The organism is Acetohalobium arabaticum DSM 5501, assembly GCF_000144695.1.
Classification (GTDB): Bacteria; Bacillota; Halanaerobiia; order Halobacteroidales; family Acetohalobiaceae; genus Acetohalobium; species Acetohalobium arabaticum.
Map to the genome: position 1 here is coordinate 548,014 of NC_014378.1, position 11,816 is coordinate 559,829.

General features: G+C 41.1%; 10 protein-coding genes and 1 other annotated feature. All 10 genes read left to right on the top strand.

The annotated features are described in order from the left end of the window. The 10 genes from yihA (at position 1) to acear_RS02785 (ending at position 11,540) form a co-directional block, all read left to right on the top strand. Positions 1-585, top strand: coding sequence for a ribosome biogenesis GTP-binding protein YihA/YsxC (yihA, locus tag acear_RS02740; protein ID WP_013277495.1), 585 nt, complete (start codon positions 1-3; stop codon positions 583-585). 79 nt (positions 586-664) lie between these two features. Then, positions 665-1,168: a flavin reductase family protein gene (locus acear_RS02745; protein ID WP_013277496.1), complete on the top strand. Its 504-nt coding sequence runs from the start codon at positions 665-667 to the stop codon at positions 1,166-1,168. An 83-nt stretch (positions 1,169-1,251) separates the two neighbouring features. Next, positions 1,252-2,703, top strand: coding sequence for a menaquinone biosynthesis decarboxylase (locus tag acear_RS02750; RefSeq protein ID WP_013277497.1), 1,452 nt, complete (start codon positions 1,252-1,254; stop codon positions 2,701-2,703). Beyond that, complete coding sequence (locus tag acear_RS02755; RefSeq protein ID WP_041667239.1) at positions 2,687-3,538, top strand: UbiA-like polyprenyltransferase; 852 nt, start codon at positions 2,687-2,689, stop codon at positions 3,536-3,538. The genes acear_RS02750 and acear_RS02755 overlap by 17 nt, the downstream gene beginning before the upstream one ends. A gap of 24 nt (positions 3,539-3,562) precedes the next feature. Beyond that, on the top strand, positions 3,563-4,660 hold the full coding sequence (gene mqnE / locus acear_RS02760; protein WP_013277499.1) for an aminofutalosine synthase MqnE: 1,098 nt from the start codon (positions 3,563-3,565) through the stop codon (positions 4,658-4,660). A 2-nt stretch (positions 4,661-4,662) separates the two neighbouring features. Continuing rightward, positions 4,663-5,511 carry a menaquinone biosynthetic enzyme MqnA/MqnD family protein gene (locus acear_RS02765; RefSeq protein ID WP_013277500.1) on the top strand — a complete coding sequence of 283 codons (849 nt, stop codon included), beginning with the start codon at positions 4,663-4,665 and terminating at the stop codon, positions 5,509-5,511. Next, positions 5,498-6,577 carry a cyclic dehypoxanthinyl futalosine synthase gene (mqnC, locus tag acear_RS02770; RefSeq protein ID WP_013277501.1) on the top strand — a complete coding sequence of 360 codons (1,080 nt, stop codon included), beginning with the start codon at positions 5,498-5,500 and terminating at the stop codon, positions 6,575-6,577. The genes acear_RS02765 and mqnC overlap by 14 nt, the downstream gene beginning before the upstream one ends. 20 nt (positions 6,578-6,597) lie before the next feature. Then, positions 6,598-7,944, top strand: coding sequence for an amidohydrolase family protein (locus acear_RS02775; protein WP_013277502.1), 1,347 nt, complete (start codon positions 6,598-6,600; stop codon positions 7,942-7,944). A gap of 17 nt (positions 7,945-7,961) precedes the next feature. Further along, positions 7,962-8,534, top strand: a complete 573-nt coding sequence (locus acear_RS02780; protein WP_013277503.1) for a UbiX family flavin prenyltransferase — start codon at positions 7,962-7,964, stop codon at positions 8,532-8,534. Between the two features lie 51 nt (positions 8,535-8,585). Beyond that, positions 8,586-8,816, top strand: a binding site (T-box leader). A gap of 72 nt (positions 8,817-8,888) precedes the next feature. After that, complete coding sequence (locus acear_RS02785; protein ID WP_013277504.1) at positions 8,889-11,540, top strand: valine--tRNA ligase; 2,652 nt, start codon at positions 8,889-8,891, stop codon at positions 11,538-11,540. Positions 11,541-11,816: the final 276 nt, after the last annotated feature.

Sequence of the window (11,816 nt, forward strand, 5' to 3'; positions counted from 1 at the left end):
ATGAATCTAAATAATGTAAAGTATCTCTGTAGTGCTACTTCCCCGGCTGATTATCCCCGACATAACCTGCCAGAGATTGCCTTAGCTGGCAGGTCTAATGTCGGAAAATCTTCACTTATTAATCAGATGGTAAATCGCAATAGATTTGCCCATACTAGCTCTAAACCGGGTAAGACTCAGACACTGAATTTTTATAATATTGATAATATCTTTTCTTTTGTAGATCTACCGGGCTATGGTTTTGCTCGTGTGCCTGATGAAGTGAAGGATAAGTGGTCGGAGATGATTGAAGAGTATCTATTCCACCGTTCTAATCTGGCCGGTGTAATCTTAATTGTAGATGCTAGACATGAACCAACGGATGATGATCTGATGATGTATGAATGGCTATTAGAGATGCAGCTACCTCATTTAGTAGTAGGAACGAAAGTAGACAAGCTATCCAACAGCCAGCTTAAGCCTAACCGTAAGCAGATCTTTGATAAATTGAGATTAGAGCCTCAGACGCCTTTTACTTATTTTTCTGCTGAAGAGGGTACGGGGAAGAATGAAGTATGGAGTTTTATTAAGGAGATAACTTCTTAAAAAGTAGTTTTTGTAGCAGTAACTTAATTAAGTGTCAAAATACTATGTACTAGTAATAGCTGTAAAAGGGTGAGTTTAAGTGAAGAGTGAATATCCTATTGATCAGACGGGAGAGATCTTTCCTCATTTTCCAGTAGTGTTAACTACTATTGGTGATAATATTATTACTTTGGAGTTTGTACAGTTTTTTAGCTTTGAATCTCCAATTATCGGGATCGGAATTAATTCTGATAATTATTCCCATCAGTTGCTTAAAGAAGAGAAAGAATTTGTAATTAATATTCCCACTACAGAATTAATAGATGAAGTTAAATTCTGTGGTAATAATTCTGGGCGGAATCTGGATAAATTTTCAGCTACGGGATTAACTTCAAAGCCTTCTGAAATAATTAATAGTTGGTTAATTGAAGAATGTCCAATTAATATCGAATGTAGAGTGATTCAGGAAGAAAGAATTGGTAACTGTGATTGGTTCTTTGGTGAGATAATGAAGGTTCATGTAACTGAAGACCATAATAGGTTAAATGCTTTACTTTATAGTGGTAATTCGGCCCAGGACTTTAAATTAAGAGAGTTAAAATGAATAATTAATAGTTGATTTAAAAAGAGATATGATGATAGTAAGAAAAATATAGGATTCTCTTAAGAAAGGTTGATGTAAAACAGATGGCTTATAAGAACCTAAAAGAATTTATTAAGCTGTTGGAAACCGAGGGATTATTAACAAGAATTACAGCGGAAGTGAGCAGTGAGCTGGAGATTACCGAGATTACAGACCGGATTTCGAAGGAAGTAGGTCCGGCGTTATTGTTTGAAAATGTTAAAGAATCCGAGTTTCCTGTTTTGATTAACGCTTTTGGTTCTTATGAACGAATGGAAGCAGCTTTAGAGGTTGAAGATTTAGATGATATAGGAGCCAGAATTGAAGAGTTATTTGACTTACCTAATCTCAAGGATAAGAGTCTATTGGGGAAATTAAAGACATTACCTAAACTCAAAGAGATCAGTAATTATTTTCCCAAGACTGTAAGAAAGGCACCCTGTCAGGAAGTAGTTGATAAGGATCCATCGCTGGATGAACTGCCGGTTTTAAAGTGTTGGCCGCAGGATGGAGGTAAGTTCATTACGCTTCCTTTAGTCTTTACTAAGGATCCTGAGACTGATATTCCTAATGTAGGAATGTACCGACTACATGTCTATGATGAGCAGACTACAGGAATGCACTGGCATATGCATAAGGATGGAGCCGATAATTACCGCAGCTATGAAGATGAAGGTGAAAGAATGGAAGTGGCTGTAGCCTTAGGAGGTGACCCAGCAACTATCTATTCGGCTACTGCGCCGCTGCCGAAACAGATAGGTGAGATGTTATTTGCCGGATTTTTGAGAAAAGAGCCGGTTGAGATGGTAAAAGCCAAAACTGTAGATATTAAAGTACCCGCAGAGGCAGAGATAGTTATTGAGGGATATGTTGAGCCGGGAGAACGGAGACGGGAAGGTCCGTTTGGCGATCATACCGGTTACTATTCATTGGCCGATGATTATCCAGTCTTTCATATTACCTGTATTACTCACCGTAAAGATGCTGTTTATCCTACAACGATTGTCGGTAAACCCCCAATGGAAGACTGCTATATGGCTAAAGCAACAGAGCGTATTTTCTTGCCACTGCTTAAAATGCAGCTGCCTGAGATAGTTGATATGAATCTACCTTTAGAAGGGGTCTTTCATAACTGTGCTATTATTTCTATTGATAAACAGTATCCTGGACATGCCCAGAAGATAATGAATGCTGTCTGGGGGCTAGGACAGATGATGTTTACCAAGATAGTAATTGTAGTTGATAAGGATGTTGATGTGCAGAATATATCTGAAACAGCCTGGAAGGTCTTTAATAATATAGATCCTGATCGTGATTTAACAGTGATGAAAGGGCCGCTGGATATTCTGGACCACTCTTCTTCAGTGGCTAATTTTGGTTCTAAGTTAGGGATTGATGCCACAAAGCCGCTGCCTGGCGAAGGCCATAACCGTGAGTGGCCGGATGAGATAGTAATGAACCAGGAGATTAAAGATTTAGTAGACCAAAGATGGGAGGAGTATGGTTTTGAAGATTAAGCTAATTATGAAACTAATTAAGTTTGAACATACCATCTTTGCTCTGCCCTTTGCATACCTGGGGGCAGTTATGGCAGCTCAGGGGATTCCAGCTATAGGAAAGATAGTTTGGATTACTTTAGCCATGGTAGGTGCTCGTAGTGCTGCTATGGCTTGGAATCGATTGACCGACTGGAAGGTAGATGCTGTTAATCCTAGAACTGAAGATCGAATACTGCCGCAGAACTTATTATCTAAAGCTGAAGTTATTTTATTTATTATTGGTTCTTTAGGTTTATTGTTAGTAGCTGCCTGGCAGTTGAATCCCTTAGCCTTTAAGTTATCTCCATTAGCTGTTTTTCTGTTGATCTTTTATTCCTATACTAAACATTTTACCTGGCTCTGTCATCTAGTATTAGGGCTTACATTAGGAATGGCTCCCCTAGGAAGCTGGATTGGAGTAACCGGTAGTCTTTCTTTACCACCGGTATTAGTAGGGGCAGCAGTGATGTTTTGGGTAGCAGGGTTTGATATTATTTACTCGATTCAGGATTATGAATTTGATTTTAATTATGGTCTTTATTCGATTCCAGTAAGATTTGGTCCTCAGAAAGCCCTACGGATTACTGTTATTTTTCATGTTCTTACCTTTCTGCTGTTGATTACTGTAGGCTATTATCTTAGTCTAAACTGGTTATATGCTGTAGGCATCATAATTGTAGGGATTCTATTATATATTGAGAATTCATTGGTTAAAAAGGATTTTGAGAAGATTAAGTTTGCTTTCTTTAATATCAATAGTGTAGTCAGTATTACTATCTTTATCTTTACTCTAATGGATTATCTCTTAACTTAGAGTGGAGATGAAAGGAAGTGACTAATGGTGAATGAGCTGTTTAGTGATTCGGAGTTAGAAGAGATTGGAGATAAAGTATTGGCTGGAGAACGTCTGACGCGGGAAGATGGAATTAAGTTAATGAAGAGTAATGACCTGTTGACTATCGGCTATCTAGCAGACTATAGGCGACAAGAGAAGTGCGGTGATGAGGTCTATTATATCAAAAATCGCCATATTAATCATACCAATGTCTGTGAGGTCCAATGTAGGTTCTGTGCCTTTGGACGTGAAGAGGATGAAGACGGCGCCTATACTATGGAGTTGAATGAGATAGCTGAGGCTATTGACAAGTCGCCAGATGGTATTTCAGAATTGCATATTGTAGGCGGCTGTCATCATGATCTGTCGCTGGAGTACTTTGAGGAAATGTTGAGGCTGGCTAAAGATAAGCTGCCTGAAGTCTATATTCAGGCCTTTACTGTTGTGGAGATAGCCCATCTAGCAGATAAATCAGGTCTGACAGTCAAAGAGACGCTTAAGCGGTTAAAGCAGGCTGGTTTGGATTCAATTCCCGGCGGTGGAGCTGAAGTATTCAGTCCCCGGGTGAGAGAGAAAGTCTGTAAGGATAAGGTCAGCGGAGAGCGGTGGCTCTCAGTAATGGAGACGGCCCATAATCTAGGAATCAAGACCAATGCTACGATGTTATACGGACATGTGGAGACGCCGGAAGAGAGGATAGATCATTTAATTAAGCTGCGTGAACTCCAGGATAAGACCGAGGGCTTTTTAACCTTTATTCCACTAGCTTTCCATCCTGAGAATACCGAACTTAACTATCTTTCTGCAACAACTGGTTATGATGATCTAAAGGTGCTAGCTATTGCTAGGTTGATGCTGGATAATTTTGCTCATATTAAGGCTTTCTGGATTATGTTAGGGACTAAGCTGGCCCAGATCTCTTTAAGCTTTGGTGTGGATGATTTAGATGGAACAGTAGTTGAAGAGAAGATTACTCACGATGCCGGAGCTCAGACTAAACAGGGTCTGACTGAAGCTGAGATTGTTAATATGATCAAAGAAGCCGGTAGAATTCCAGTAGAGCGGGATACAGTTTATAACCGCGTTGGGGATGTGAAGTAATTATGACTGAATTAAAGTTAGGTGTTGTAGAGTATATTAACTGCTGGCCGGTGCATTATGGTTTTGATTATGATGAAGTAGATATCGAGGCTGAGATTGTTGCTGGACCGCCGGCAGAGTTAAATGAGATGTTTTTGCGCGGTGAGATTGATATTACTCCGATGTCTTCGATTGAGTATGCCCGTAACTTCGATGACTGTTATATTCTGCCTGATTTAGCCATTGCTTCTGATGGGCCGGTAGGCAGTCTCTTTTTATTTAGTGAACTGGAGATCGAAGATTTTAATGGTAAGACGGTAGCTTTGCCTGAGGATTCCCGGGCTACAGTAGCATTACTTAAGATTCTGTTGGAGCGCTATTACCAGGTGGATGTTGATTATATTACCTGTGAACAGGATCTGGATTATATGCTGGATGTAGCTGATGCTGCTCTTTTAATCGGAGATCCGGCTTTGAATGGCTATATTAAGTATCGGAATTCTGAGTTAAAGATAACTGACTTAGGTGGTGCCTGGAAGAATCTAACCGGCGAAAAGATGGTTTATGCTATCTGGGTGATCAGAAAGGAATTTGCTGACAGGAATCCTAAGTTAGTAGATGAAATAAGTGATAAATTATTAGAATCAAAGTATTTAGGATTGGATCAGTTTGAATTGCTGGCTAAAAGAGCTAGTAAAGAGCTAGATATTTCGGAAGATATCGGTTTAAAGTACTTTCAGAGTCTGCGCTATGATTTTGATGAAGACTATCAGCAGGGCGTTATGGAGTACTTTACTGATGCCTATGAGCTCGGCTTAGTAAAAGAAAAGCCTGAGCTTCATATCTGGGGTGAAACTGATGGCAGAAGTTAAAGATATTTTAGCTAAAGCCCAGCAGGATAAGCGGCTAACTTTAGCCGAGGGAGTTAAGCTGTTGGCCAGCGATAAGCTATTGGCTATCGGTAAGGCAGCTGATAGAGTTAGAAGAAGGCTTCATTCGGAGAATAAAGTTACCTTTGCCATTGATCGGAATATTAATTATACCAATGTCTGTGAAGCCGGCTGTAAGTTCTGTGCTTTTTATCAGCAGTTGAATGACAGCGAAGCTTATCTTTTAGAACATGATGAGATCTTTCGTAAGATTGAGGAAACAATTGAGTTAGGAGGCACTCAGATTTTAATGCAGGGGGGCCTACATCCCAAACTGGATATAGATTACTATCTTGAACTCTTTAGAGCCATTAAAGAGCGGTTTAAGATTCATCTTCATTCTCTTTCTCCACCTGAGATAGCCTATATAGCCCAGCAGTCGAATTTAACACTCAAGGAAACGTTGACTAGATTACAGCAGGCCGGTCTCGATTCACTCCCTGGTGGTGGAGCAGAGATGCTAGTTGACCGAGTGCGGGAGGAGATCAGTCCCAATAAGGTAACTTCTGATGAATGGCTGGAGGTAATGCAAACGGCCCATGAGATCGGCATGAGGAGTACGGCTACAATGATGTTCGGCAGTATCGAGACATTGGCCGATCGGATTGAGCATTTAATTAAGATAAGAAAGCTGCAGGATAAAACCGGAGGTTTTACTGCCTTTATTCCCTGGGCTTTTCAGCCGACTAATACAGCATTAGAGGATCATCCAAAGGTCTCTAAGGTAACAGGAAGCGAATATCTTAAGATGGTAGCAGTAGCCAGAATTGTACTGGACAATGTGGATAATATTCAGGCCTCCTGGGTAACACAGGGAGCCAAGGTAGCCCAGGTTTCTTTAGAGTTTGGAGTCAATGACTTCGGAAGTACTATGATCGAAGAGAATGTAGTTAAAGCAGCCGGTGCGTCGTATCGGGTTCCGCTAGAAAAGATAGTGGAGCTGATTAAAGATACAGGCCGTAGACCGGTACAGCGCAATACGCTCTATCAGGAGTTAAAGGGGTACTAGTCTAGAAAGGAAGTTATAGTATGATTCTAACTGCTCAGTGGGTACTACCAATTGAAAGAGAAGCCATATCGAATGGAGCAGTAGTGGTTGAAGATGGCTATATTGAAGCTGTAGGCCACAAGGATGAGATTGTAGATAACTATCCTGAAGAGGAAGTGAAGGATTTAGGTTCAGCTATTATTCTGCCGGGAATGGTTAATATCCATACCCATCTGGACTATACAGCTTTGCGGGGAGAGAATGATAATCTGCCCTTTCTGCCCTGGATTGGTAATTTAGTCCATAAAAGTCGGGCCTTGACCCAAGATGAAGTGCTGCTGTCAGCAAAACTGGGGGCTTTAGAGCTTTTAGCCAGCGGCGTGACTGCTGTTGGTGATACTACAGCTACTGGTGCTTCTCTACAGGCGGCTGTCTGGTCAGGGCTGCGGGGGGTTGTTTATCAAGAAGTATTCGGTATGGATGATGAGAAGATAGATGAGACTTTATCTGACCTAGAAGAGAACTTTAGAAACTTAAAGGAAGATAGTAACTCTAGATTAAGCGTCGGTCTATCGCCTCATGCTCCCTACTCGGTTTCCAGATGGCTTCTTAAGGAAATAAGTAGCTGGGCAGAGCAAGAAGGAATTCCACTGTCGATGCATCTGGCCGAGACAGAAGAGGAATTAAGCTTTCTCAAAGAAGGAACCGGCCCCTTTGCTACTACTTATCGGCAGGCAGTAGGCTGGGAGGATATTCCCTGGCAGGAGCCGGGCCTATCTCCTGTAGAATATTTAGCTGATTTAGATATATTGACTGAGAATCTATTATTGGTTCATCTGGTTCAGACTGAAAGGGAAGAATTTGATTTACTACAGCAGTTTGATGTTAAAGTAGCACATTGTCCTAAAAGCAATGCTAAATTAGGGACAGGAATAGCTGATCTGTCGGCTATGCTGGATTCAGACTTAACAGTAGGCTTAGGAACTGATAGTGCTGCCAGCAATAATTCACTAGATTTATTCTCCGAGATGGAGTTTGGAGTTTTACTCCAGCGGGCTAACCAGAAGAAGGCTGATGCTGTAACAGCAGAAGAGATAGTAAGGTTAGCTACTATTAAAGGAGCTGAAGCTTTGGGCTTGGATGAAGAGATAGGTAGCTTAAAGCCAGGCAAGAAGGCTGATTTAACAGCAGTCAGAATTGATAATCCTGCCAACCAGCCGGTCTATGATCCTTATTCAGCATTGGTTTATACTGCTTCCAGCCGTGATGTGATCTTAACTATGATTGCTGGTGAGGAAGTATATGAAGCAGGAGAGTTCAAGAATATAATAGTAGATGATGTAGTGGCTAAAATAGATTGGATAACTGACAAAGTAGATAAGTTATAGGTTGGGAGGTTGAATTAGTGAAGCGCTATATAGTAGGTATCACAGGAGCCAGCGGCAGTATTTATGCGAAACGGCTGCTGGAAGTGCTGGAAGCAAAAGAAGCTGAAGTCTATGTAACAGTTACAGAGGCCGGCCGGCAGGTCTGGAATGATGAACTCGAAGTGAATATTAGACAGCAGTTAGGAGATAATAAAGACAGTAATTCCATAATTTATCTCGATAATCAGAATTTATCGGCTCCGATAGCCAGCGGCTCCTTTCAGACTGATGGAATGATTGTCATTCCCTGTAGTATGGCTACTTTAGCCAGCATTACGCAGGGCCATTCATCGAATCTATTGGAGAGAGCAGCTGATGTAGCTTTAAAAGAGAAGCGGCAGCTGATAGCTGTTCCCCGGGAGACGCCGCTGAATACTATTCATCTCGAGAATATGTTGAAGTTATCGAAGTTAGGAGCAGATATTATTCCGCCCATGCCGGCCTTTTATAATCAGCCAGAGACGATAGATGATTTAGTGAACTTTGTTGTCGGCAGAGTTCTGGATAGATTAGGTGTTGAGCATGATATCTATCAGAGATGGAAAGATTAATTTGACAAATCACCCGAATCATTGTAAGATAAAATGTAAAATAGGATATTTATAAAGGCGTTGAAGAAGAGTAATAGGTAATTTAGGTTTCTAGAGAGGAGTATCCTAAGGCTGGAAGATGCTCTAAGCTGTAAATTACTGAAGTAGCTTCTGAGCTGCTGGGTTGAACAAATTAAGTAGGTCCAGTCGGTAGCTAGCCGTTATCTAGTCTGAGCGTCTAAAGCTTTTGGTTTTAGAAATTAAGGTGGTACCACGGAAGTAAGATCTTCTTTCGTCCTTGTGATGGGGATGGAAGGAGTTTTTTTATTTATAAATTAATTATTTATTCACGAAATGGATAAAGGGGGAAGATGAATGAGTAAGAAAAAGATGGCAACAACCTATGATCCAGCAGCTGTAGAGGATAAGTGGTATGAATATTGGATGGAGAATGATTGTTTTGGGGCAGAAGTAGATGAGGATAAAGAATCATTTACAATTGTGATGCCTCCTCCTAATGTAACAGGGCAGCTACATATTGGACATGCTCTTGATAATACGCTCCAGGATATTCTGATCCGCTGGAAGAGAATGCAGGGCTATTCTGCGCTCTGGATTCCGGGAACTGACCATGCAAGTATAGCCACAGAAGTGAAGGTAGTTAATAAATTACGAGAGGAAGAAGGGCTAGAGAAGGATGATGTAGGCCGAGAAGGATTTCTAAAGCGGGCCTGGGACTGGAAGGAAGAGTACGGCGGTCGAATTACTGACCAGCTGAAGAAGTTAGGAACCTCCTGTGACTGGAGTAGAGAACGCTTTACTATGGATGAAGGCTGTTCGAAAGCTGTTAAGGAAGCCTTTATTCAGCTTTATGAAAAGGATTTGATCTATCGCGGCGACTATATCATTAACTGGTGTCCTGACTGCGGGACTACGCTGTCGGATATTGAGGTGGAACATGAAGAGATTCCAGGCCATTTCTATCATATTAAGTATGATCTTAAGGATAGCGATGATCATCTAGTAGTAGCTACTACTCGTCCTGAGACGATGCTTGGGGATACTGCTATTGCTGTTAATCCTAGTGATGAACGCTATCAAGATCTAATCGGTAAGACGGCTATTCTACCGGTAGTAGGTCGAGAATTACCGATAATTGCTGATGAGTTTGTCGATTCTGACTTTGGAACCGGGCTAGTAAAGGTTACACCGGCCCATGATCCTAATGACTTTGAGATGGGACAGCGCAATGATTTAGAGATAGTAAAGGTTATTGATGATCAGGCCAAGATGACAGCTGAAGCCGGTAAGTATGAAGGAATGGACCGCTATGAATGTCGTGAGCAGCTGGTAGAGGACTTAAAAGAGACTGGACAGCTAATTGAGATTGAAGAACACGACCACTCTGTCGGCCACTGTTATCGTTGTGATACAGTAATTGAGCCTTTGGTTTCAAAACAGTGGTTTGTGAAGATGGATCCGCTGGCTAAGCCGGCTATCGAAGCTGTAGAAGAATCAGAGACAGACTTTGTTCCTGACCGCTTTACTAAAGTCTACCGTAACTGGATGGAGAATATCCGCGACTGGTGTATTTCCCGTCAGCTCTGGTGGGGACATAGGATTCCTGTCTGGTACTGCCAGGACTGTGAAGAGGAGATTGTAGCGAGAGAAGAGCCTGCTTCCTGTCCGGAATGCGGCGGTGATGATCTAAAGCAGGATGAGGATGTATTGGATACCTGGTTTAGTTCTGGACTCTGGCCTTTCTCTACGCTAGGTTGGCCGGAGGAGACGGAAGAGCTTGAGTATTATTACCCTACATCGGTCTTAGTTACCGGCCGGGATATCATTTTCTTCTGGGTAGCTAGAATGATCTTTTCTGGTCTTGAGTTTATGGAGGAGACGCCGTTCTCTGATGTCTTAGTCCATGGACTGGTCAGGGATGCTCAGGGCCGTAAGATGAGTAAGTCTTTGGGCAACGGTATTGATCCAATAGAGTTTATCGATGAATACGGAGCTGATACCTTACGCTTTACTTTAGTTACTGGGAATACTCCTGGTAATGATATGCGCTTTAGACAGGAGAAGGTAGAGGCTAGCCGTAACTTTGTTAATAAGATCTGGAATGCTTCTAGATTTGTTCTGATGAATTTAGAAGACTTTGATCCTGAAGAAGTAGAGGAGTTAGATTATACATTAGCTGATAAATGGATTATCAGCCGTTTGAATGAAACAGCACAGGAGGTTACGCGGACTTTAGATAAGTACCAGATCGGTAATGCCGCTCAGACCCTTTATGACTTCATCTGGAATGAGTTCTGTGACTGGTATATTGAATTAATTAAACCGCGTCTCTATCAGGATGAAGATCAGGTAGTCAAAGAGACGGCGCAGTATGTTGTATCTTCTGTTTTAGAACAATCCTTACGCCTCTTGCATCCATTTATGCCTTTTGTTACCGAAGAAATCTGGCAGAAGCTGCCTTATGAAGGCGAGACGATTATGACGGCTATCTGGCCTGATGAAACAGAGACAGAAACTTATGAAGCTGCCGAAGAGAAGATGGAAGTAATCATGAATGTAATTACTGCAGTTAGAAATATCAGAAATGAGATGAAAGTAAATCCTGGTAAGGAGATAGAAGCCATTCTTGAGCCGGAGAATGATAAGAAAGAGGAAATCTTAACAGTTGGCCGCGATTATATTATGGATCTAGGCAAGATCTCTAATCTGAAAGTTGAACAGGATTTGGATGAAACGCCTGAGAAGGCATCGACAGCCATTACTGATAATATAGAGGTTATATTACCTCTAGCTGGAATGGTGGATTTAAAGAAAGAGATAGAGCGGTTAAAAGATGAATTAGACGAAGTGAAGTATGAAATTGAACGGGCAGAAGGGAAATTAGCTAACGAAGGCTTTGTTAATAATGCCCCTGAAGAGTTAGTTGAAGAAGAAAGAGAGAAGGTCAAGGATTATAAAGCCAAGAAGGAACAGCTGCTTGAGCGGCTGGAGATGTTAAAAGAATAAATAATTTTGTATTAAGAAGCAGATGGTACTCATACCATCTGCTTCTTTTATTTGGTTTGAAAATAGAGAATTAAAAGTTGAATCTGTTTATATGTTTTGGATGGAATTGTTAGTAGTTTTTAACTTATAGAAAGAGGAATTTGTTTAATTATATCAAAATATGTGATTGTATGTGGTTGATTTTAATGGATATGATTATTGGTATAAAATTTGCATTTAAATTAATTAGTGAAATTATTTTTACATAAAAGTAGGTATATATTAATTATGGTGGCC

Excerpts from the sequence above, each read along its gene's own strand:
- acear_RS02765 (WP_013277500.1), top strand. The coding sequence starts at position 4,663 with ATGACTGAATTAAAGTTAGGTGTTGTAGAGTATATTAACTGCTGGCCG.
- yihA (WP_013277495.1), top strand. The coding sequence starts at position 1 with ATGAATCTAAATAATGTAAAGTATCTCTGTAGTGCTACTTCCCCGGCT.
- acear_RS02750 (WP_013277497.1), top strand. The coding sequence starts at position 1,252 with ATGGCTTATAAGAACCTAAAAGAATTTATTAAGCTGTTGGAAACCGAG.
- acear_RS02775 (WP_013277502.1), top strand. The coding sequence starts at position 6,598 with ATGATTCTAACTGCTCAGTGGGTACTACCAATTGAAAGAGAAGCCATA.
- acear_RS02755 (WP_041667239.1), top strand. The coding sequence starts at position 2,687 with ATGGTTTTGAAGATTAAGCTAATTATGAAACTAATTAAGTTTGAACAT.
- mqnE (WP_013277499.1), top strand. The coding sequence starts at position 3,563 with ATGGTGAATGAGCTGTTTAGTGATTCGGAGTTAGAAGAGATTGGAGAT.
- mqnC (WP_013277501.1), top strand. The coding sequence starts at position 5,498 with ATGGCAGAAGTTAAAGATATTTTAGCTAAAGCCCAGCAGGATAAGCGG.
- acear_RS02785 (WP_013277504.1), top strand. The coding sequence starts at position 8,889 with ATGAGTAAGAAAAAGATGGCAACAACCTATGATCCAGCAGCTGTAGAG.